Source organism: Marinicella meishanensis (assembly GCF_019931145.1).
Lineage (GTDB): Bacteria > Pseudomonadota > Gammaproteobacteria > Xanthomonadales > Marinicellaceae > Marinicella > Marinicella meishanensis.
In genome coordinates this window covers 43,744-67,940 of the sequence record NZ_JAIOUV010000005.1, presented here as the reverse complement: position 1 = coordinate 67,940, position 24,197 = coordinate 43,744, and the positions used below count along the sequence as shown (strand labels likewise).

General features: G+C 52.2%; 15 protein-coding genes. 4 read left to right on the top strand and 11 right to left on the bottom strand.

What is annotated here, in order from left to right; genetic code table 11:
* Positions 1 to 40: 40 nt before the first annotated feature.
* On the bottom strand, positions 41 to 661 hold the full coding sequence (locus K7G70_RS09730) for a glutathione S-transferase family protein (protein WP_223788445.1): 621 nt from the start codon (positions 659 to 661) through the stop codon (positions 41 to 43).
* A gap of 66 nt (positions 662 to 727) precedes the next feature.
* Here K7G70_RS09730 and K7G70_RS09725 point away from each other — a divergent pair, with 66 nt between their 5' ends.
* On the top strand, positions 728 to 1,714 hold the full coding sequence (locus tag K7G70_RS09725; RefSeq protein WP_348525075.1) for an ArsR/SmtB family transcription factor: 987 nt from the start codon (positions 728 to 730) through the stop codon (positions 1,712 to 1,714).
* A complete protein-coding gene (gene metH, locus K7G70_RS09720; protein ID WP_223788443.1) occupies positions 1,714 to 5,367 on the top strand; it encodes a methionine synthase in 3,654 nt (1,217 codons plus the stop codon). Before K7G70_RS09725 ends, metH begins: the two co-directional genes overlap by 1 nt.
* A gap of 123 nt (positions 5,368 to 5,490) precedes the next feature.
* On the opposite strand, the gene K7G70_RS09715 is transcribed toward metH, so the two are convergent.
* Positions 5,491 to 6,891 (bottom strand): YfcC family protein, encoded by a 1,401-nt coding sequence (locus K7G70_RS09715; RefSeq protein ID WP_223788442.1) that lies wholly within the window; start codon positions 6,889 to 6,891, stop codon positions 5,491 to 5,493.
* A gap of 199 nt (positions 6,892 to 7,090) precedes the next feature.
* Between K7G70_RS09715 and K7G70_RS09710 the strand changes: the two genes are divergently transcribed.
* Positions 7,091 to 7,681, top strand: a complete 591-nt coding sequence (locus K7G70_RS09710) for an acyltransferase (protein WP_223788441.1) — start codon at positions 7,091 to 7,093, stop codon at positions 7,679 to 7,681.
* A gap of 36 nt (positions 7,682 to 7,717) precedes the next feature.
* On the opposite strand, the gene K7G70_RS09705 is transcribed toward K7G70_RS09710, so the two are convergent.
* Together K7G70_RS09705 and phhA are read right to left on the bottom strand one after the other, a co-directional pair.
* Entirely contained in the window at positions 7,718 to 8,062 is a 345-nt protein-coding gene (locus tag K7G70_RS09705) for a 4a-hydroxytetrahydrobiopterin dehydratase (protein WP_223788440.1), read from the bottom strand.
* Positions 8,063 to 8,080: 18 nt separating this feature from the next.
* Positions 8,081 to 8,893: a phenylalanine 4-monooxygenase gene (gene phhA / locus K7G70_RS09700; RefSeq protein WP_223788439.1), complete on the bottom strand. Its 813-nt coding sequence runs from the start codon at positions 8,891 to 8,893 to the stop codon at positions 8,081 to 8,083.
* A gap of 128 nt (positions 8,894 to 9,021) precedes the next feature.
* Between phhA and K7G70_RS09695 the strand changes: the two genes are divergently transcribed.
* Positions 9,022 to 9,483 carry an Lrp/AsnC family transcriptional regulator gene (locus K7G70_RS09695; protein WP_223788438.1) on the top strand — a complete coding sequence of 154 codons (462 nt, stop codon included), beginning with the start codon at positions 9,022 to 9,024 and terminating at the stop codon, positions 9,481 to 9,483.
* A gap of 17 nt (positions 9,484 to 9,500) precedes the next feature.
* Here K7G70_RS09695 and K7G70_RS09690 read toward each other — a convergent pair whose 3' ends face one another.
* The 7 genes from K7G70_RS09690 to K7G70_RS09660 all read right to left on the bottom strand — a co-directional run bounded on the left by K7G70_RS09690 (position 9,501) and on the right by K7G70_RS09660 (position 24,132).
* Positions 9,501 to 12,644: a DEAD/DEAH box helicase gene (locus tag K7G70_RS09690; protein WP_223788437.1), complete on the bottom strand. Its 3,144-nt coding sequence runs from the start codon at positions 12,642 to 12,644 to the stop codon at positions 9,501 to 9,503.
* 87 nt (positions 12,645 to 12,731) lie between these two features.
* Positions 12,732 to 13,562, bottom strand: a complete 831-nt coding sequence (proC, locus tag K7G70_RS09685) for a pyrroline-5-carboxylate reductase (RefSeq protein ID WP_223788436.1) — start codon at positions 13,560 to 13,562, stop codon at positions 12,732 to 12,734.
* 23 nt (positions 13,563 to 13,585) lie between these two features.
* Complete coding sequence (locus K7G70_RS09680) at positions 13,586 to 13,960, bottom strand: VOC family protein (protein ID WP_223788435.1); 375 nt, start codon at positions 13,958 to 13,960, stop codon at positions 13,586 to 13,588.
* 2 nt (positions 13,961 to 13,962) lie between these two features.
* Positions 13,963 to 15,951: an exodeoxyribonuclease V subunit alpha gene (gene recD / locus K7G70_RS09675; RefSeq protein ID WP_223788434.1), complete on the bottom strand. Its 1,989-nt coding sequence runs from the start codon at positions 15,949 to 15,951 to the stop codon at positions 13,963 to 13,965.
* On the bottom strand, positions 15,948 to 19,451 hold the full coding sequence (locus tag K7G70_RS09670) for a UvrD-helicase domain-containing protein (RefSeq protein WP_223788433.1): 3,504 nt from the start codon (positions 19,449 to 19,451) through the stop codon (positions 15,948 to 15,950). The genes recD and K7G70_RS09670 overlap by 4 nt, the downstream gene beginning before the upstream one ends.
* Positions 19,448 to 23,062, bottom strand: a complete 3,615-nt coding sequence (locus tag K7G70_RS09665) for an exodeoxyribonuclease V subunit gamma (RefSeq protein WP_223788432.1) — start codon at positions 23,060 to 23,062, stop codon at positions 19,448 to 19,450. Before K7G70_RS09665 ends, K7G70_RS09670 begins: the two co-directional genes overlap by 4 nt.
* A 92-nt stretch (positions 23,063 to 23,154) precedes the next feature.
* Positions 23,155 to 24,132 carry a GGDEF domain-containing protein gene (locus K7G70_RS09660; protein ID WP_223788431.1) on the bottom strand — a complete coding sequence of 326 codons (978 nt, stop codon included), beginning with the start codon at positions 24,130 to 24,132 and terminating at the stop codon, positions 23,155 to 23,157.
* Between the last annotated feature and the right edge of the window lie 65 nt (positions 24,133 to 24,197).

The following is a 24,197-nucleotide window of genomic DNA, read 5'->3' as shown; positions in this document are numbered from 1 at the left end:
CTTAATGATGACTTTTTTCGAATGGCTTTCAAGGCCACATTCAAGCACCAGCAGCCTGGGCTTGCATGCCACTTTGCACCGCCTCTTTGGCCTGCATTTGGGCATACCAACGGCTTAAGTGGGGTTTGGTTTCATCCAACAACAAATCGGCCATGGCGTGCACCACCGGATAGGCTGCCATGTCGGCGATGGTCATTTGCTCACCCACCAAGTAAACCTGCTTTTGCAATTGGGCATCAAATTCTTGATAAAAACCCATGGCCCGCTGTTTCAACACGTTGGCCGCAGCGGGCTGTGGTGGCTGGGTTAAACTTTTGAGGTAGAAATTGTTGAAAAAGTTGATCGAGACATCGGTCAATTGAAACCACAACCAAGCTTGGACTTGGGCCGCTTCTCGCTCATTTTGCCCACCAAACTGACCGGCTTTTTGGGCCAAATAAGCCAAAATGGCACCGGTTTGGTGCACCACCAAAGGCGGCTCATGGGCCTGATCAACGATCACCGGGATGCGACCGGATGGGTTGATGGCCAAAAAGTCCGGTTGGCGCTGTTCGCCGTGACGCAAATCCACCCAATGCCGCTGGTGGGGTAATCTGGTGGCTGCCAAAGCGATGGCCACGGCCTGACCATTGACCGTGGCATAAGTATAAAAATCGAGCATGATGGGTTGTCTCTCTGGTTGTTGTTTGGATCATTTTCTCATAACCAATCGTCATACCCGACATTAATGCTTGTAATCTGTAAAGAATCCCCTAAAATCCTTTATATCTCTCAATCAAGATATAAAGATATAATGAGTTTGAATGACTTGTTCAAAACCATGTCCGATGAATCCCGCATCCGCCTGGTGCTGCTGTTACAGCAGCAAGAATTGACCGTGGCTGAATTGGCTGAAATCACCCGCTTGGCCCAACCCCGGGTGTCGACCCATTTGTCACACCTGAAGAAACAAGGCTTGGTCCAAGTCCGCAAACAAGGGGTCAGCTCCTATTACCGACTGCACACTGAACATTTCAATCAAACCTACAACGGTTTGTTGGACATGATCCAACTACATTATGAAGACCACGCCTTGATTCAACAAGACAACCAACAAATGGCTTTGGTGATGAGTCAACAAGCGGCTTCAAACCAATGGGTGGATGCCGTGGCTGGCGACATGGAACGCCATTATTCACCTGGGCGCACCTGGGAAGCCACCACCCGAGTGGTGGCCAAACTGGTCAATTTGGGTGCAGTGCTTGATTTGGGTTCAGGTGATGGCGTGTTGGCTGAACTGCTGGCCCACAACGCCGCCTCATACACCTGTGTGGACAACAACGCCAAGGCCATCGAAGCGGCCAAAGCACGACTCAAAGACCGCGACAACGTGCAATTCAACCAATGCGACATCCACCAGTTGCCGTTCGATGATGCCCAATATGACTGTGTGTTGTTGTTGCACGTGTTGACCTATTCCACCAAACCAGCAGCCGTGATTCAAGAAGCCCACCGCGTCTGTCGGCCTGGTGGCTCCGTGCTGATATCGACCCTGGAAGCCCATCAGCATGAAGACGTCATGAGTGAATACGGCCACAAGAATTTGGGCTTTGAACCGCAACAACTGGAACAGTGGTGTCGCCAAGCAGGATTTGGCCAAGTCCAGGCCGTCATCAGCTCACAAGAACAACGCAAACCCCATTTCAAAATCATCACCGTAGACGCCCAAAAATAATGACCACCACATCTGCCACCCGCACCATGCTCGAACAACACCTGCAACAACGCATATTGCTGTTGGACTCGGCCATGGGCACCATGATTCAAACGCTGCGTTTGACCGAAGATGATTACCGCGGCACCTTGCTCAAAGACCACCCGCATGACCTCAAAGGCAACAACGACATTTTGTCCCTGACCCAGCCGGAGATCATCCAACAAATCCATGAACAAAACCTGGCAGCCGGCAGTGACTTGGTGGAAACCAACACTTTCAACGCCACCGGCATAGCCCAAGCCGATTACCACACCGAGTCATTGACTTATGAAATCAACCGCCAGTCGGCGGTGTTGGCCAAACAAGCCTGTCAAAAATACAGCAGTGCGGACAAGCCCCGCTGGGTCATTGGCGTGTTGGGCCCCACCAACCGCACCGCGTCGATTTCACCGGACATCAACCGCCCGGAGTACCGCAACGTCACGTTTGATGAATTGGTCGCCGCCTACACCGAAGCCGCCGAAGGCTTGTTGGCCGGTGGTGCCGATGTGTTGATGGTGGAAACCATTTTTGACACCCTCAATGCCCGGGCCGCCCTGTTCGCTGTGCAAACGGTGCTGGCAAAGCACGGTGAGGTGCCAGTGATGATTTCAGGCACCATTGTGGATGCCAGTGGCCGCACCCTGTCCGGCCAAACCCTGGCGGCTTTTTACCACTCCATAAGACACGTCAAACCACTGGCCATTGGCTTAAATTGTGCTTTGGGCGCGGATGATTTGATCCCTTATATCAAGGAGTTATCCGACATTTGTGAATGTTATGTGAGCATTCACCCCAATGCCGGCTTGCCCAATGAATTGGGTGAGTACGACCATGACCCAGCCCACATGGCTGGCATCATGCAACACATGGTTGAACAGGGTCAGGTCAACATCATGGGTGGTTGTTGTGGCACCACCCCGAAGCACATCCAAGCCCTCGCAAAATTGGTCGATCAACAACAACCCAGGCGCCTGCCGCAGCTCGATCGATTCTGTCGATTATCCGGACTGGAACCCTTGACCATCACCCCTGAGATGAATTTCATCAATGTCGGCGAGCGCACCAATGTCACCGGTTCCTTGAAATTCAAGCGCTTGATCAAAGAAAACGATTTGGTCACGGCCTTGGAAATCGCCCAACAACAGGTGGACAATGGCGCCCAAATCATTGACATCAACATGGACGAAGGCTTGATCGACTCCCAACAAATGATGATCACTTTTTTGAACCTGATCGGCTCAGAACCTGGCATTGGTCGGGTGCCGATTATGTTGGACTCCTCCAAATGGGACATCTTGGAAGCCGGTTTGCAGCACATCCAGGGCAAGGGCATCGTCAACTCGATCAGCCTCAAAGAAGGTGAAGACGCTTTCATCAAGCAGGCCCTATTGGCCCGTAAATATGGGGCAGCTGTCATTGTGATGGCCTTTGACGAAACCGGCCAGGCCGACAGTTTTGCTCGCAAAATTGAGATCTGCCAGCGGTCCTATGAGGTCTTGACCCAACAAGTCAACTTCCCACCGGAAGACATCATCTTTGACCCCAACATCTTTGCCATCGGCACTGGTATAGAAGAACACAACAACTACGGCAAGGACTTCATTGAAGCGACCCGCTGGATCAAACAAAACCTGCCACATGCCATGGTTTCTGGCGGCGTGTCCAACATTTCCTTCTCCTTCCGCGGCAACAACCCCTTGCGAGAAGCAATCCATTCGGTGTTCTTGTACCACGCCATCCGTGCCGGCATGGACATGGGCATCGTCAATGCCGGCCAGTTGACCGTGTATGACGACATCCCTGACCACATCCGCAACAAAATTGAAGACTTGTTGTTCAACCGCGACCCCAATGCCACCGAAGAGCTATTGGAGCTGGCTCAAGACATGCAAGGCAGTGCACAAAATGATGAACAAAAGCTGGCCTGGCGGGAACTGCCGGTCAAACAGCGCATCAACCACGCATTGGTCCATGGGATCACTGATCACATAGAAACCGATGCAGCCGCTGCTTTGGACGAGCTGGGTGATCCACTGGAGGTGATTGAAGGTCCTTTGATGGATGGCATGAATGTGGTGGGAGACTTATTTGGCGAAGGCAAAATGTTCTTACCTCAGGTGGTCAAGTCAGCTCGGGTCATGAAACAAGCCGTGGCCTGGCTCACCCCACACATCGAAGCCCGGAAAGGTGCCCAACAAGCCAAAGGCAAAATCATCATGGCCACGGTCAAAGGGGATGTGCATGACATCGGCAAAAACATCGTGGGGGTGGTGTTGGGCTGTAACAATTATGAGATCATTGATTTGGGCGTGATGGTGCCAGCTGAACAGATTCTAAAAGCGGCCAATGACCACCAAGCCGACATCATCGGCTTGTCGGGTTTGATCACCCCATCCCTGGACGAAATGTGTTACGTGGCCGAACAAATGAAACACAAAGGCATGAACCTGCCCTTGTTGATCGGTGGCGCCACCACCTCACGCACCCACACCGCGTTGAAAATCGAACCCGAGTACGACCATGCCACGGTGTGGGTCAAAGACGCGTCTCGGGCGGTGGGTGTGGTGCAACAACTGCTGTCAGAAAAAGACCAGCTCGCTTACTGCCAACAAATCAAGCAGGACTACCACGAGATCCGCGAACGCCGAAAAAATCGCTCGGATCAAAAATCCTTGATCAGCCTGGAACAGGCCCGCGGCAATGCCTTGGCTTTGGATTGGTCCACGTTCACCCCAACCCAACCGAGCTTCACTGGGGTCAAGGTGATTGACGACACCCCACTGGCCACCTTGGTTGAATACATCGATTGGACGCCCTTCTTCCAAACCTGGGAACTGCACGGGCGCTATCCAGCGATCTTGACCGATGAGGTGGTGGGCCAAACCGCAAGCGAGTTGTATGAAGACGCCCAACGCATGCTGCAACAATTGGTGGCCGAAGACTGGCTGCAATGCAAAGCGGTGTTGGGGTTTTTCCCAGCCCACGCCGAAGGTGATGATGTGATCATCGAACACCAGGGCCAACAACACCGCCTGTTGAACCTCAGACAACAGGCCAACAAACCCAAAGCCAATCTGTGCTTGAGCGATTTCATCGCACCCAAGGATGCTGGTTTGAACGACCACATCGGGGCTTTTGCCGTCACCACTGGACTGGGCATTGAGTCACACGTCCAGCGTTTCGAAGCACAACACGATGATTACAGCAGCATCATGCTCAAAGCCTTGGCCGACCGCCTGGCCGAAGCCTATGCCGAGTATTTACACCAACAAGTCAGAACCCAATACTGGGCTTATGCCCCGAATGAACAGTTGGACAATGCCGCCTTGATCAAAGAACAATACCAAGGCATCAGGCCAGCCCCAGGTTATCCTGCCTGCCCGGATCACACCCAAAAAGAGCTGTTGTTTGACTTGTTGGATGTGACCGGCCACACCGGCATCGAACTGACCTCTGGCCTGACCATGTATCCGGCTTCATCAGTCAGTGGCTTTTACTATGCCCACCCCGATTCAAAGTACTTTGTGGTGGGTAAAATCAACCAAGAACAACTGGCTGACTATGCCACGCGCAAAGGTGTTGAATTGTCAGTGGCTGAGAAAGCGTTGCGCCCCAATTTGGTCGATTGAAAAAGCCCGCGAGCCGTCGGCGTACCAACGGCATCACAGATGTAACTGTCAGCTTAAAAAAGTCTTTGGCAAGTGTCATGCTGAGACTGAAGAAGTACCCAGCCACTTTGAGTTAAGCTCAACTCAAATCGGCTGCACCGAAGCCCCATAGTCAAACACCACCGCCAATACCAACACCGTGGCCGCCGCTGCCATCAATTTCAGGATCAAGGGCAAGCAAAAGCGGAACCAAGCGTTGTATGGCACGCCAGCCATGCCGATGATGCCCATCAACACCGCATTGGTGGGGATGATCATGTTGGAAAAGCCATCACCAAACTGATAAGCCAACACCGCAATTTGTCGGTTCACCCCGATCAAATCACCGACCGGGGCCATCAACGGCATGGTGACATAAGCTTGGCCACTGCCAGATGGGATGAACAGGTTCAAAACGGATTGCATGATGAACATGCCCACCGAGGCCAATTCAGCCCCCAAATACGACAAGGGCAAGGACATGGCATGCACCAGGGTGTGTAAGATTTGACCGTCTTCCATGATCAAAGCGATGCCACGGGCCACCCCGATCAGAATGGCGGTGGTGGCCAGTTCTTGCACCCCTTCGATGAATTTATTGGCGGCGGTGTCGGGGTTGATGCGACCCACAATGGCGGTGAACACCCCCCACAACACAAACAAAGCGCCCAATTCATATAAATACCAACCCCGTTCTGAAATGCCCCAAACCGCGGCGACAATGGTGGCCACCAAGCCCAGCAAAATCAATTTATGGCGGATGTTCAAGGCCGGGTAATCATGCACGTTTTGCCCCTCCAACGGACAGGCCAGGCCTTTGACCAGAGATTGTTCTGGGTTTTGTTGCACCCTTTTGGCATAACGCCATACATGGTGAAAACCGATCAACACAAACGGCACAAAAATGGCCAGGCGCAATTCAATGCCTGAGTACAGCGGTACATCGGCAATTTCTTGGGCAATCATCACGGTGAACGGGTTGAAAGCCGACACCCCATAGCCGATGCCATAACCGGCCACGATCATGCCCACGGCAGTCATAGCATCCAGCCGCATGGCCTTGCACAGCCCCACCAATATGAGCACAAAGGGTATGTATTCTCCGGCTGTACCGATCGCCCCGGAGGCCATGGCAAAGACAAACACCACCATGAATATCAACATGTGTGGCCGCGTACCAAAACGATTCAACAAACTGCCGATCAAGGCATCAATGGTGCCAGAAGCACGGGCAATGGCCAGCACCCCACCCACAATGAAGACAAAAAATATGATGTCTTGAGCGGCCGCCAAGGCGCGTGGAATGGCGATCAGAAAATCAAACGGGCTCAGCATTTTTTGCGTTTCGGACTCGGTGTAGGTACCAGGTATCACGGCTTGGCGACCATTTTCGAGTGTCACGGTGTCAAAAAATCCTTGCGGCACCAACCAGGTGGCCAGGTAAGCGACCAGCATCATGCTGAGTAACAAGATCAGGGTGTGGGGAACTTTGAATGCTTTTTTCATGAGATTCGATGATTTGTGGGTTACGGGAATGGATGGCATGACCGATCCTTGCATTGGCCATCAGTGTATTGATTTGTGCCGCTCAATTCAAGCAAAACACCACCCCACCCATGTCGAAACTGGTTTACATTGTGCGGGTGGTTTTTTCGTCACCCACATCCCTTTATAATGTGGGCTCAGCAAACACTTTGAATGTGCCATGAGTTTTTATGAAATCGATGGGGTCAGACCCCAAGTGCATCCCAGCAGTTTTGTCCACCCCACCGCTTCAGTGATTGGGGCCGTGGTGATTGGCAAAAACTGTTACATCGGCCCCCATGCCAGCCTGCGTGGTGATTTTGGTCGCATTGTGCTGGAAGACGGCGTGAATTTTCAAGATGGCTGCATCGCCCATGGTTTTCCGGATGGTGAAACGCGGGTCGAGAAAAATGGCCATGTCAGCCATGGCGCGGTGCTGCATGGCTGTGTGATTGGTGAAAACAGCATGGTCGGCATCCAATCGGTGATCATGGACGGTGCCCAGATCGGCAAAGAATGCATGATCGCGGCTTTGAGTTACATCAAGCCGGGTTTCCAGGCCCCTGCCCGTTCAATCATTGCTGGCTCACCCGCTGCGGTCAAAAAGACCGTGACCGACCAACAAATTCAATGGAAAACCGAAGGCACCGGTATTTATCAAAACCTGACCCAACGCTGTTTGGCCTCTTTCAAAGCCTGTGAACCTTTGGGGCCAGAAGATGCACAAGCCCCAGGTGCAGTACTACAAGTCAAAAACTTCAAGCCTTTGTGATCATGCGCGGACTAGGGTCTGTTAACACCAACCTGATCAGGTGTCCAACAAGCCATCCACTGCTTTGGCACAAATGAAGTCATTACGGGTCAGGCCACCGGCTTCGTGGGTGGTGAAAGCCACGCGGCAGTAATTGTAGCCAAAGGTCACATCGGGGTGATGACCTTGTTGGTCTGCCAGGTGCGCCAAGGCATTGACGAAAAACATGGTTTTGGCGAAATTCTTGAATTTGAACGCCCGTTCGATGCGATGTCCTGACTCATCATGCACCCATGCCGCATGGATGACGGCCAGATAGGACTGGATGTCTGACGCTGCCAGTGGCTTGATGCCACCCTGACACGGCTCACATTGTGCCGCTGACAAATCATTGTTTTGCATGGTTTATTGACTTCGTTGCTAACTGGCCATGGCCAGTGCTTGATGGGGTTCCTGCAAGCCCATTTTACGGGCTTGCAGGATGTCTGCCAACAAATTCCTTTCGGCAATTGCGGACAACTGCTCAAATGACTCCAGCACATAGTAAATGGGCTGTTTGATGTCGATGCGATAAGGTGTGGTCAAAACGTCCATCACATCAAAAGGGCGCCGTTCTGTCGCTTCGCTGGTGGCAGCGTAGATCAACTCTGTGGGAGAAGACGCTAATCCTGACCCCATGGGCACCACATCACTTGTGTCATTGTTATGTTGTTTGATCAGACCAAATTCGATGGTGAACCAATACAACCGTGCCAACCAGGCATGGTTGTCCGCGGTCAGGTTGCGGCCCAATTCACCAATGGCTTGGGAAAAGGCCGCCACTTGCGGGTGGGTCAGCAGTGGGGTGTGGCCAAATATCTCGTGAAAAATATCGGGCTCTTTGACGTAAGCAAAATCCTCACGGGTTCTGATGAATGAAGCCGCGGGAAATCGCCGGTTGGCCAACAAGTCAAAAAAACGATCGTAGCCGATCAGTGCTGGCACCGGCTCGACCTGCCAACCGGTTATGTTGTGTAATTTTTCAGAGATTTCAGAACATTGAGGTATTCTGTGGTTGGGCAGATCCAGGATGGCCAATCCCTCTATATACTCGTTGACCATGTGCCGGTGTACCAGACTGATTTGGGCTTGATACAACTCAGACCAAATCTCATGCTCAATGTCATTGTAGTGAATGACGCCTTGGGCATCAGCCTGTTTGGCTTGGTATTGGTTGGAGGTGTATCGTGACATGTTTCATGCTTTTTTGACGTGCAGATATTGTAATTAATCTGGCTGAAATAAAATTCTAAACATTTTGCTATTTTTGGATTTATTGAAATATAATTCTAATAACATTAATTATATTGATATTATTTCCCATGGAACCCTTAGACTCACATGACTTGAAGATTTTGAAAATTTTGCAAGCCGACAGCAGCATCAACATGCAGGACTTGGCCGAACGGGTTAATTTGTCCAAAACCCCTTGTTGGCGGCGGGTCAGAAAATTGGAAGAGCAAGGTTACATCAAAAAGTACGTGGCTCTGCTGGACCCCAAACTGCTGGACTTAACGGTGATGGCATACGTGCAAGTGACGATGGTGAAACAAGACCTGAGAACATTGCAAAAATTTGATGAGTTTGTGGAACAAAGCCCGATGATATTGGACTGCAATTCGACAGCCGGTAATTTCGATTATGTGATGCGGGTGATTGCCCGCAGCACCGAAGAGCTGGAAAGTTTCTTGATGCGTGACTTGCTCAATGTCGGTTTGGTTCAAACCACCAACACCAACCTGATCCTCCGTCAAAAGAAAAACACCACTGAATTGCCGTTGTGACGCCCATCAGGCTGGGCTCACAATTCAATGGGGCTTAACATCTTTTGCCATTGGTGCTCACTGAGGATCTGTCCAATGTCGCTTTGCGACGCCAACAGTTCATCCGCCAATTGCTGTTTTTGCTGTTGTAACTGATGAATCTTTTCTTCCACCGTACCCCGTGAAATCAACTTATAAACAAACACTTGCTTGTCTTGTCCGATGCGGTGTGCCCGATCACTGGCTTGTTGCTCAGCCGCTGGATTCCACCAGGGATCAAAATGGATCACGGTGTCCGCTGCGGTCAAGTTGATGCCCGCACCGCCTGCTTTCAGGCTGATCAAATAAATGGGCTGTTCACCGGCCTGAAAGGCGGCAATGTCAGCGGTTCTTTGCGCTGCCGGGGTTTTGCCGGTGAGCAGCAGGTGACCCAGGCCCATGTCTTGTAAATGGTCACTGATCAATGTCAGCATTTTGGCAAATGATGAAAACACCAACACCCGACGCCCCTCTTCCACCAGGTTTTGTAAGGCCGTGCTTAACCAATTCATTTTGGCCGACTGCGCTGAATTTGCTTTCAAGTCATGGGTTTTGGCAGGCAACAAACGCGGGTCACAGCACACTTGCCGCAAACGCAACAAGGCATTGCTGATCATCAGGGCATTGTGCTGTTGTTGTTGCATCGCTTGCCTGATTTCATCCACCATGCTCAAACGGATGCTCTCATAGATGGCTGCCTGGGTTTCGCCCAAGTCAATGTACTTAACGATTTCATTTTTATCCGGCAGTTCTTTGGCCACTTCGGCTTTGCTGCGACGCAATATGAATGGCGCCACCCGGGTTTGTAATTCAGCCAACCGTTCGGGGTTGTTGTCCTTTTCAATGGGCCACTGAAAATGTCGTTGAAATTGTTGCTGTTGGCCCAAAAAACCGGGCATCAAAAAATCAAAGATGGACCACAGCTCGCCCAGGTGATTTTCCACTGGCGTGCCACTGAGGCACAGTCGATGGCGGGCGTTCAATTGTTTGATGGTTTGCGCCACTTGGGTGCGGCGGTTTTTGATCGCTTGGGCCTCATCCAAAACCAACACATGGATGCGGCGGTCTTTGAGCTGCTGGTAATCACGACTGACGGTGCCATAACTGCTGATCAACAAATCATGGCGATCAAATTGATCATACAAGTCCTCCCGGTTGGCACCGGCCAATATGCCCACCTTCAAGTCTGGGGTGAATTGCCGAACTTCATTCTGCCAATTACCCAACAGACTGGTGGGCGCCACCACCAATGAAGTGGCGTAATCAGGGTGTTGCTGCTTGGTAGTGAGTATAAAAGCCAGTGTTTGTAAGGTTTTACCCAACCCCATGTCATCGGCCAACAAGCCATGAAAACCATGCGTGGCCAAAAAACACAGCCAGGCGTGGCCTTGCTGCTGATAAGGACGCAAGTCAGCCTGCAAGGATCTTGGCACCGTGGCGGGTGGCAATTGTTTGATTGACTGCAATGCTTGGATTTTGCTATACAACAATTCATGGGGCATCCACCTGACTGGAGCCTGGGCAGCGTCCTGGGTTTGCTGCCATTGATGCTGGGTCTGTACCAAGGCCAACAATTGGTTTTCACTGACTGACAAGTGATCCTTGCTTTGGCGGTTGGTATACAGTTCCGCGATGGTTTCGATGATGCGCTGCAGTTGTGCTGGGTCCACCCCCACCATCAAGCCATCATCCAACTGAATCAACACCGATGGGTCATCCGCATTGAACGCACCTGATTTGATGGCTTTGATCAAGAATGGCATCAAGTTGAATTGTTGCTGGGCCACTTCCACCCCCACTTTCAAATCGAACCACCCGGCATCACGGGCGCCCTGGCTGTTGTTGACTTCAATGTACCATTGGTCCACCTGCTGGTGGTTTAAACGGTATTCCGGGGCAAAGTGAATGTCCCAGCCAGACTGTTGTAAAGCCAATAGCATGGGCGCAATGGCCACGAAATCGTCGCCCAGATGGCGGTCATTGATGTGAAAGAACTGCGTGACCGAAGGTTCAAATTCAGCCATCATCGAGGGTAATTTTTCGACCTGGTAATTGGCCGCGGAGACTTGTTCAATTTGAGCCGCGCTTAATTGCACCTGGGCTTGGCTCAAGTCATTCAAGTCAAAGGATATCGCCCCCAGCCGGTAACTGATTTGCGCCACATCGATGGCACAATGGGCCCGCTCACGCCAGGGCAAATTCAACACCTCTGAAGTCAAGGTCAAAATGGGTTGAAACCCATCATGCTGGCTCAAATCCTGTGGATTCGCCGGGCTCTGGGTGTCTGTCATCAGGCGGTAAACCACATGACTCTGCAAGGAAAAGGCCAAATGCGAGGACCACGGCTGCAAGCGTTTTTCCGGCCAGGCCGAAACAGTGACCCGCTGTAAGGGCGCCCGATACACCGCTTTCCAAAAACAGCGACCCGATTGCAACATCATGTCCAACACCCCATCGTCGCGCTGGGGATCAATGATGAATCGGTGGATTTGGGCCAACCCGTGTTGGTTGATCTGATAAAAAATGTGGCGGTCGGTGTCGCTGAGGAATTTGGGTGGGTTTTTCTTGAAATACAGGCTGCTGTCCAAGTCCGACTTGATGCGGTAACGGTCATCTTGACTCAGGTAGGCCTTGTGCAGGCTGACCCGCAGGCGCTGGTCTTCGGTTTCATCCAACACATAAACCACCCGGTGCCGCGCCATGTTCGGAAATGGGTCATGCCGCTGTTGTTGCAGCCAGTCACTGAAGGTGCGGTTGATGTCTTGCAGGGCTTTGACTTGTTGGGTGAAAGGTGACAACCGATCCAGGGTGTATTTGTTGTGGATGGTCAGGGCGGCCAAATGCACGCAGGGTTTGGCGGCTGTACAATCGCATTGCCCCCAGGGGACCGATTGAGACCCCGATTCCGGCTGAAGCGGCTCTGCCCCCTCCACTTTGGGCAAGGGCCAGGTCATGGACACCGCATGCTGGGTCCCTTGGGGATCGTCGATCAGCGCCCGTGAAGTCTGAGAAACCTCGTTGTGTTGCCAGTTTGACAAGCGCCCTTGCAACAACCACTGGGTGGCTTGAAACACCCGGTGTTCAGAAAAATATCGCTGAATCAGACCGGCCGGACCTTTGAAACTGATGGGTGTTTTGAGCATGCAAACAAGCGAACAAAAATTGGCAACAGCCGTCCATTATAAAACAGCCCGATGACCGGTGGGTTAAGTTCGCGGAAATTCTTGGTATCAGTCAAACTCTTTGGACAAAGTCACCGAGCGGTCATTGGCCGCTTGAATGGCGTGCTGGATCACTTGCTGAATGCAGTCTTGCTCAAAACTGGCCAAGGCCGCTGCGGTGGTGCCATTGGGCGAAGTCACACGGTCTTTCAGTTGGGTCAAAGATTCCGGGCTGCGTTCAGCCAACAAAGCCGCCCCAATGGCGGTTTTTTTGGTCAACAACGCCGCATCATTGGCACTGAGTCCCAAGTCTTCAGCGGCTTGTTGCAAACATTCCATGAACAGAAAAAAGTACGCTGGGCCACTGCCTGACAAGGCCGTCACGGCATCGATTTGTGCTTCCTTGTTAACCCAAATTGAGGTGCCCACGGCATCCATCACCTGTTCGGTCAATTGCCGTTGTTGTGGGGTGACCGCGGCGTTGGCATACATGCCGATGGCCCCCTGCCCAATCAAGGCTGGGGTGTTGGGCATGGTGCGCACCACCGGCAAATCTGCCCCCAACCATTGACTGATTTGATCACTGGTGATGCCTGCGGCCACCGAGACCACCAATGGGTGGCTGCGCACGATGCTGCTGGCCACATCATGCAACACCTGCTTCATGATTTGTGGTTTGACCGCAATGACCACCATGTCTGGCATGCCAAAATGGGCGTTGTTGTCATCATAGGTCAAGATTTGGAACTGTTGTTCAATGTATTGTCGTTGGTTTTGACCCGGATCACTGGCGGTGATTTGACCCGCGGTCATGCCTTTGTTGATCAAACCGCCGATCAAGCTGGCGGCCATGTTTCCAGCCCCGACAAAGCGGATTCTGATGTCTTGAATTGACTTCATAAAAACTCAATAAAGGAATGAATTTAAAAAGATTTTGGACTCCAAAGTTCCACTTTGAATCCCTCTGGATCCAAGAACCACCCAAAATCACCGTATGACTCTGACACCACTTCACCCACTTGGGTGGCGCCACCGGCCACCATTTGTTGCAACATGGCGCCCACGTCATCCACAATGAAATTGAACATGAAACTTTGCTCAGATGGTTGAAAATAATCGCTGTCGGCAGCAAAAGTGCTCCACACCATGCGGTCATGTTCTCGTGCTTGATGCGGATCCAGCATGCCATAGGTGCTGCCATCCAAAGCGATGCCCATGTGAGCCTGATACCAGGCCGCCAATTTTTCCGGGTCTTTGCATTTGAAAAACAAACCACCCACACCACGAACTTTTTGCATGATCAATCCTCGTTTTTTGCCTGATTGTACCAAAAAGACAATCCACTGTGCCGGGTGGTTTTATTGGCTATGGACTGACTCAGTGCCGCTTGGCTGCCATAAAGACACACCGATTGTTTGGCTCGGGTCATGCCGGTGTAAATGATTTCTCGGGTCAACAAAGGGTTGTCCAATTGTTCCGTCAACGGCATCAATACATGGTCATATTCACTGCCCTGGCTTTTGTGCACCGTCATGGCAAAAGCCAACTGGTAGGCGGGGATCAGGTGCACCGAATGCATAACAAACCCAGACTCGGTGGCAAAAGCCACCACAAACTGTTGCGGCTGCCGTTCCAACACCAAACCAATGTCACCATTGTACAAACCCAACGCCGGGTCATTGCGCAACACCATGATCACCGCGCCATGAAAACAATCGGTGGTACCGGTCACCCCCAACCGCTGTTGTAACCAGCCAGCCACGGCGGCATTGATGCGTTGGGTGCCGGTGGGTCCTTGGTGGGTCAAGGTCAAAATCCGCTGGGTGTTGAGCAAGGCAAACAACTCAGCCAAACAGGCATTGAACACCGTTTGATCTGGCGTTTGTTGCCCATGTAGATGCTGCAACAACTGCCGGTAACTGCGACGCCCGCCTGATGGCCGCAAAAAATGACGCTCAAACCAGGCCAGTGGCAGTGGCTCCCAGGGCGTCTTCAAGGCATCCAACCACAGCGCGCCATGGGCCGATTTGCCGGTCAAGACCGCATCCGCATTGGTCGCTGAAACGGCTTGCCAAAAAACAGACACGGCGCCATTTTTGACCTGCTCACTCAAAGCCGCAATGTGCGGCTCGCAACGTTTAGAGGTTTGCAAAATGGTGACCCGATCGGTCAACAATTGAGGGGCTTGAGTGGTCGCCACAGCCGGCAACTCAGCCACACCCGTGGGCCACATGGAGCGCAATTCCGCCACAAACTCAGCCGAATTCAATGCATCATGACCCAGTGGCGGCATCAAATCAGCCAACACCGCCCCATTTTGTACCGAAGGCAGTTGAAATTGGTCACCCAGCAACACCAACCGGGTGCCTGGATCGACCGCTGCAATCAATTGTTGCATCAATGCCAAATCCACCATCGACACCTCGTCCACCACCAACAAGCGCTGCGGCAATTTATTGTTGGCATGATAGCGGTTTTGAGCGCGCAGTGGGTGGGCACCCAACAAACGATGGATGGTGGTGGCCTCCAGCGCAGCCAGTTCATCATCGCCAGGGTCATGCTGGCGGTCTGTTGCCCCCACGCCCACTGACAAACCCGCGCGGATGGACTCGGTCACGCGATTGGCCGCGCGACCGGTGGGGGCGGCCAAGGCCATGTCTTCCACTGCCAAACCCAAGCGATGCAACACCCGCAGCAAACTGAGCACAATGGTGGTCTTACCCGTTCCCGGCCCCCCGGAAATGATGCTGAATGGCTGCAGCACCGCCGTCAGCAAGGCTTGCAATTGTTGGGGTTCCAGTTCATAGGGCAAGCCTCTTACCACGCTTTGTATCGCTGTTTTGATCGCGATGGCATCGGCTGGTGGGTGGTTTGGCTGGGCCAGCAGTTGAGACAAGTCATGTTGCAAAGCCTGTTGCAAATGGTGGTGGCGCTTGAAATACAAAAGATCACCTTGCCACCACAAAATTTCATGGCCCCACAAGGTCATATCAGCCCAAGCCAAAGTGGCCAGATGGGGGCCCAAATCGCCCAGTTGGTGGTGCTGGGTGGCGTTTTTCAGGCGCCGATCTGACAACTGCAAACACAAGGATCCGCGGTTGACGGCATCAACCAAATACAACAGCACCAACAACAACCGCTCATCGGTCATTGACCACTCGCGAAAACCATCTCTGAGTAGTTGGATGTGGGCCAAATCCAACAGCAACTGATCTTGCAGCCAGGACCAGTCCAAATCATGGCCCGGAAACGATTGTTGCAGGTAGGCAACAGTGGGGGAAATTTTCATGTCTGGGACCCACCGTTGTTGATCTGGGCCAACAGCTGTTGCTGCAGTTGCTTAATGCCGAATGAATCGGTGCTCAAGTCTTGATAAAAAATACCCGCTTGATCATCGACCGCAGCATCAATACCGCGAGAAAACACATACAAGGCACCTGCCAATCGAGCCTTTGGGTTTTGGGTCATTTGGGCCAACCAACTTTTCACCGCCAAGGCATACCATTTGTATTGGTCGTGGTATTTGTGCGCTTGCATCACTGTTTGTGACAGCACCTCAGGTGCATACCCCTGGGCACTGAAATTACTCTTCCAATCCAAAATGTAGTATTCACTGCCGTCAGGCCCATCGACTTTGAACAACAAATCAATGAAACCCGTTAAAAACTGCCCGGCATGGCACCAATGAAACGACATTTCATGCCGGCGATCAGCCGGTTTCAACTCACCCAGGCGCAGACCATCCAACGCCGCAATGGGTTTGTTCAGGGTGTGCCACACCCAGGCGGCAAACTCTTGTGAATAGGCGCTGTGCACCGCACCTTGTGCATCCAACAACACACCATCGGCCATCAAAAAAGCCTTCATTTGACTTTCAATCACTGCTTTAACTTGATGATTTTTAATGAATTCTGTCAAATTATTTTGCAAGGCCAAAGCGAAATCCACATGCTCAAAAATACCGTGCAACACATTGCCTGTTTGCGCCCCGCCAGGAATCGATGGCCGCTCGATGTCATCTTCCGCGATGGACGCACGGTCATCGGCTTGCAAACCTTCATGGCGCAACAATTGGCCGAAGTGGTTATCCAGTTCATCGGTGTGTTCGGCCGCTGGACGCTGCAGCGATGAAAATGAATGAATCACCCGCCGCCGCTGCGCCAAATCATTGGGCACCGGGGGCAAAGGTGGTGGCGGCATGGGGGTGCTGCCGGTATCGGCTTCTGCCACATCCTGATTTGGCAGCGCCCTGATGTCATGGCTTAACAGACCGCTGGCCAAGCTGCGCTTAATCACATCGTGATGATAAAAAGACTGGCCATTGGGCCGGTAGGTGTTTTCGCTGTACACCGGTAAGACCAGCTTGTACACCGCCCGGGTCATGGCCACGTAATACAACCGCCGCTGTTCAGCCATGGATTCGGCTTGTTGTTTGGGGTGGTTCTTCTCGACCAAATCAAACACCTGACCAGACCGATCTTCAGCCGGGTATTTGCTGTAGTCAGCGGTGTTGCGCTGATCGGCCGCAAAGCCCCCAAATAAGAACACCACCGGGAATTCCAAACCCTTGCTGCTGTGAATGGTCATGATTTGCACCGCCGACTGTTCGGTGTCTTTTTGTTGCCAATCTTCTTTGGTGATGGCTTTGCTGGCGCGCCATTGCAACAACTGATGCAACAGGCCATGAGCGTCTGCTTGTTGCGCCAAGGCCACTTTCAACAATTCTTGAATGATTTGTTGGAGGTTGGCCAACAGGCGCCATTCTTGCTGCAGATACAAGCGTTCACGGGTGCCACTGCCTGCCAGTAAGGTGTGAAACAAAGCCACCCAATCACGTTGTGCCGCCTGGGCTTTGAGGGTCAGCCACAAGGACCAAAAGGCCTTCAATTCGGGGTGGTTATGGGCCGTGGTGTCATGGCTTTGCAGCCGCTGCAACTGCTGCGTGGATAAATCAAAAAACAAACCCATCCAGGCATTGGTCAGGTGTTGCTTCAAATGCGGGAAGGCCAAGGCCGTCAAAATCAACTGGATTTGCACCGCCGCTTCGGACTGATAGAGGTCGGTTTTTTTGTAAAACGCATGCGGTATGGAACGCTCATCCAGCGCCGCCTCCACCGCCTTGGCCTCTTTTTTGTTGCGCACCAACACACAGATGTCCCCCGCTGTTAATGTCTGTTCCTGCTGCCCCCGCATGAAACGCACCCGTCCAAGCAAACGTTGGGCCATGGTTTGGGCCATTTGCTCGGCCAGTGCTTGGCGCAAACCATTGACTGGCAGGTCCAGTTTGTCGGTGGTGATGGCATGGATGGCCGACAAACCGCTGTCATCCTGAAGCAACACAGGACCACCATTTTTCACCCGTTCTTCTTCACTGGGGGAGTCCACCACCACGTCATCTGGCTGGAACCAGGCGGGTTCCTCCTCGCTGTTGAAGGTGAACCACTGATTCAAACCGGTTACCAATTCTGGCAGTGATCGGTAATTGGTGGCCAGGCGATAGCCCTGACCGCCCACCGCTGGGCTCAACAAGTGCTTTTTCGCCGCTTCATAGGTGTGGATGTCAGCCCCACGAAAGCCATAAATGGCTTGTTTGGGGTCGCCGATCAAGACCAGGCGGTGGTCGGCAGTTGCTGGCACAAACAAGTGCTTGAAAATGGACCATTGCTGCGGATCGGTGTCTTGAAACTCGTCAATCAGTGCCACCCGGTAGCGGGCCCGCAAGCGCGCCGTCAACGGTTGTTCGGCCTCCCCGGCTTCGGTACTCAAGGCCAGAGCCAAGTCACCGATCATGTCATCATAACTGATCTGCCCCTGGCTGACTTTGTGTTGTTTGACGCGTTGGCGCAAGGCTTGTACCTGCTCGATGACGAATTGAAAGCGATCGGCTTGATAAGCCGCATCACAAGCCATCACCAAGGGCATGAGCTGATGATAAGTGCTTAAAAACAGGTTGTCAGCAGCCGCATCATTGGCATCCATGACTTCCTGCAATTCTGTTGCATTCAACAGTTTGTCAAAACGATCCTTCATTTCGCTGGCGTGTTGCGCCAGCATTTGAGTATTCAGGGTTTTTTCAATGAGTTGTGACGTCTCTTTAAGCAAAGCATTTAAATGCTCTATGCGAAAACGTTTTTTTCCATTAGACAACCCTTTTAAATTTCGCAATGAATCTTCCAAGGCTTGTTGATCTGGCAAGTCAAATTCCTGATGGATGGCTTTGGCTGTTGCCAGACGCCATTCTGGGTCCATCGGGATCAGTTGATCCCCAGGGCGCATCTTTTGTGCCAAATCTTGCAACAGCTCATCCAATTTCCTCATGGGGAAACCGGTTTTTGACAGCTTGATTTCAATGCCTTCGATGGCCGGCCAGCTGCGCTTTAAGGCATGCAGTTGTTGCAGCAAGACGGTTTGGTCATCCACCAAAGATTTTTCCAGGGCGGCGGCTTGCTCAAAAGCACATTCTTTGAGCACCCGCTGGCAAAAGCCATGGATGGTGTGGATGCTGGCTTGTGACAAATCCCGCAAGGCATCCTGCAGCAGGCTGCGATCGTGCACTGCTGTTCTCGGATCCAACACCGATTGCTGCAACAACTGACGCAAACGGGCTTTCAATTCACTGGTTGCCTTGTCGGTGAAGGTCACCAGCAAGACCTCGTTGATTTTCAAGCCGTCGCGCAACAGGCGCAAAACCAGGTGGGTGATGGTGTAGGTTTTCCCGGTGCCGGCCGATGCTTCAATCACCGCATGGCGCCGGATGTCGATGTCTTCTGGCTGGGTTACCGTGATCACAATCCTTCTGCTCCGGCCATCACGTGCAAAGGCAGCAAACGTTGTCGGTAGGTCGTCAAGGCATTGGGGGCATATTCCCAATCGATCGCTTTGAGCATTTCAAAATAGCCTTTCTCTTCGATCCATGCTTCTGCCTTACTTTGATAGGTGTCCTGTATCTGGGTCCAATCTCCAGCTTCCAACAGCTCAGGGTCCAAAGCCAAGGCATGCACCGTTTTGGCTTTGCTGCTGGCTTTTAAATAAGGAATTTGTTGGGGTCGTTCACTGATGGGTACTGTCAGGCTATGCAATGAATCAAAAGGCAAATTAACCGTTTGAGGCTCCATCAACCCACTCAACAAACCGGCCAGATAAGCACGGATTTGGCTGTCACTGCTGAAAGACACTTCACCGGTTGACCAACGCCGCAAGGTGATGGTCTTGATTTGGTCCCGAAACACCACACTCAACTGAAAATTTTCAGCCACTGTCAATGTGTCATCCAATTGTGCCTGGCACCAGCACAAAAATGGTTTGATCAAGGCTTTGTGCCAAGTTTTGTATACACTGGAGCTGACCACCACCTGATGGCACAGGACCCCATCATCGGCATACAAGCCTGCCCAGCTGCCATGCAGCTGGTGAATGTGCCCATTCACCTCGAGGCTGGTGGCTGACAATTGATTGGCCGCCGCCAAGTCGTGCCAGGCATCGCCAAACACCACGGGACCATTCAGGGGTTCCAATTTTGCCAGAGCCTTGATTAATTCAGGAAAACTGTCATGATCTTGCAGTTTGAATGTCTGCAAATCTGCAAACAAGGCGATCGGCAACTGCGATTGATTGGCCAACTGTTCATACTGCTGCCGCAACACCGATTCAAGACTGGGGGCATCCGCTTGCTGCAGGTCAGCCAAATAGGTTGCCATCGACGCCTCAAACAGGCGGTGCCTGGACAAGCCATCCAAGGCAAAAGGTTCGTGTTCGGTGTTCAGCTCATCATCGATCAGTTGTTTCGAAGCCCCCATTTGTTCGACATAACTCAACAACGGGTTTTCCAACAAACGCACCAGATCCGACACCTGCCAATCGGTGGTTTCATCACTGGGTATTGAGCTTTGATGATCCTCTGCCACCGCTGCTTGGTCATGTTTTTGGCCGCCGCTGTGCTTGTATTGGTGGCTGCGCACGGCTGTTTGATGATCCAGCGGTGAGTGATTGGTCAACCAACCCGCATCCACTGGATCAGGGGCCTGTGCCGAGGTGGCCACCCGGTCTAATGGAATGGTGGTCACTGGATAGGACTTCAGGCCCAAAGCCTGGGTGTCCAATAAGCTGCTGGCATATTCATGCAGTTGTTGCCATGTGGATGAAGGCAAGATGGTTTCGTCTTTGATCAGGTCTTGTGCCACATAACTCAAACACAACTTTTCCCGGGTACACATCAACGTTTCGAGGAACAAGTAATTCATGTTTTCTGTGGTGTTGATGTCACCCAAACGGCGACTGCGCTGGGTCAAATCCAAAGCATCTTTGAACACCTCACCGGGAAACGACCGTTCATCCAAACCCAACACATGGATGACTTTGAAAGGAATCGGCCGCATGGGCTGCAAAGCCGCACAGACCAACCCCCCACTGAGGTAACTGCCTTTGTTGGCCGTCAGGTCAACCAGGGCCTGCTCCAAATACACGCGCAAATCGGTGAAGTCCATGGTGGTATCGGCCGCGTGCAACAGCAATTGGTCCAGGGCACCAAACAAGGACAATTGGACCGCTTCTTCGGCTGGATGATCCGGTGGCACAGCCACGTAGGAGCCCAGCAATTGACTCAACATGGCATGCCAGGCCTGCACCGACTTTGGCGCCTGTAATTGACGCTGCCAATGCGCCAAACCTTCAATGATCCAAGCCAATTGACCCAATGATTCGACGTCTTGAAAATGCCAGGCGGTCTCTTCACTGACCAGGGATAGGCGCATCCGCTGCAACCCCTGTTGCCAAGTGAAACGACGCGACAAAGCTGACATTGCTGCCGGCCCGTCGGCCCCGCTGTCGCGGGTTTCATACAGGTGGTCAAAACCGCTGTAGATTCCCAGTTGACTGCACCATTGCAACCAGTCGGCCAATTGATCACCGGTCAAACCCAAGGCTTGTTGGACACAGTCATTGGCCAACCAGCGCAACACATCGGCCCGCAAAAAATCATGCGCCAACAGATCCAACAGCGCCAACACGGCCTGGGCATAACGGCTGTTGTTTTGCGCCGATGAATCAATCAATGAATACGGCAGTTGTACCGGCAGCTGGCTGTTTTGTTCGGCAAACACCTGCTCAATCACCGGTCGATAAGCATCCATGTCGGTGACCAAAATGGCCACATCGGTCAGTTGCAATTCGGGTTGTTGCTGTAATTGAGTCAACACACTGTGATAAACCGCTTCCACTTCGCGGTGAATGGATGGTGCCCGGGCCAGTTGTAATGAAGCCAATTGATCGATGCAGCTGAGCACCGGCTCAGCCGGCAGGCGTTGTAAGACGGTGTCTTGGATGATGTGTAACGCATGCCGTTCAGGGCTGCGTGGGGTGATCAACCAATCTGGATTGAACGCCACATTCAGGTGGATCGCATCGTCTTCCAATTGGCTGAACAGGCGCAAAGATTCACGCCCTGGTTTGGCCCAGGCTTTGAGCAATGGATTCTCGGTCATGTCATCGCCCATTTCAAAATACAACTCCGCCTGATTGGTCGTCTCATCCATCGGCTCAGCCAGGCGCGCACCAGCCTGATCGTGGACCTTGATTTCGGCCGCTCGGACGTTGTTCAACCACCGGTCTTCTCCTTCGGTGGTCATGTCTTCCCAATATTCACAACAGACATTCAATTGATAGATGTGTACCGGCAGGTGCCTGGCCAAATGCGCCAACAAATGCCGATGAAAAGCCGATAAACGCGTTGGGGTAAACAAGTGCATGGAGCTGTTCAGTTCAAAGCTTTGCGCCCAATCCACCGCCCGAAACCGTTGGATCAAGCTGCGACCTGCGGGCTCCGCCCGGCCCCCAAACAAGTGCTGATACAAGTGCATTTGCGCCTGCTCCATGGCTGGCAGATAGGGATCGCTGCTGTGTTTGAATTGCAACTTTTGGTCCAGCCATTGCACCACCATCTCCGGGCGCTGAAAGTCATAACTGATGAACAAGACCGCCAATCGGTTGGCCAATTGCCAGCGTTTGCGGCTTTGCAAGGCCGCATTCTCTGGTTGTTGTAAATAGCGCTGGATGGGTTGCAGGTCTGGGTGTTGCATGATCCCTGAATCGCTCATCAAAACGAACAACTGAATGGCCAAATCAGACTGCGTCCACATCACCGGTGCGGCATGTGGCTCCAGTAAATTCAGGTATTGGCTCAAACCATTTTCCAGAAACGGAAACTCTAAATTGGCACTGATACCGGTACTGGCTGCCATGTGTAACTGCAGGAAACGCTGCATGTTGGCATTGGGTACAATCACCGTCGCCGGCCGCAATGGATTGCTGCTTTGGGTCCGTTCCAGCTGCAGTTGACGGCTCAGCTGTGCGGCCAGCTGTTCCACTTCATGGCTGAAATACAGGTTGATTTGTTGGGCTGTCATGGGGCCATTACCAGGCACTGTGTTGGCTGAGTTCATTTTCACCCGGGCGGTTCTCAAAAGTTGAGAATCGTGACTCCTGCACGCGGTTTCCTTCAGTATCTGACTGCTTTGATGATGCAGTCACGACCTGATTTTTTGGCTTTGAACAAGGCGCTGTCCAATCGCCCCAACCATTCCCTGACACTTTCATTGTATTCTTTTTGTGACACCGCCATGGACAAGGTCAAGCCATGCTCTTCATGCAAAGCCCCGGCATTGAACTGCTGGTGAATGTCCTTGGCCAATTGGTAGGCATGGTTGAAATCTTCCCCGGGGCACAAAATGGCGAACTCATCGCCACCGATTCGATATAACAATTCGGGGTGATCCAGTTGGGCTTTGACCGCTTCGGTGGCTTGTTTCAACACCCGGTCACCGGTGGCGTGGCCAAAATAGTCATTGACCTTTTTGAAGTGGTCCAGGTCAAATAAAATGGCCGATTCCGGTTGGGTGGAAGACTCCAACAGCTCGGTGTCGCGATTGAAAGCCCGCCGATTCTTGATTTGTGTCAGCACGTCCTCATGAGCAGCCCGGCGCAAGCGGGCGTGTTGTTGGTGCATTTTCGATGAAAACACGTGACAAAAGAAACTGGTGATGAACAAGGTCATGGCAATGGACACCAGTTTGATGGTGGGTAAGTCAATCAACAAATACAGAATCACCGCAGCTGAGATCAGCCACAACACCAATGCCTGACGGGTTGGCAGCAAATAGAACACCAAAGCCACTGATGGGTAGGCCCAATACACTTGATCAGGCCCTTTGAGAATGATGGTGGCGATGGTGCCAACCACCGTGATGATGGCCATGGCCAAAGCCGGAAACTCGGTTTTTCTGGTTTGCCACACCACCACAAAAACATACAACCCAAACAAAGCCAAGACCACATCCAGCAGGCCGATCATCCAATCCTGATTGAGCAATCTGATGGCCGCAAAGATGCCCACACAAATGGCATAGGTGATGCTCAGACCCATGACAATGAGTTCTTTTTCACTGCGGTTTTTGGGCGATGCTTTCGTTGTTGTCATCCTTTCATTCTAACCGATTTGCCGGAGGATGTTGATGGACTTTTGCGTGACTGCCAAAGCGGCCG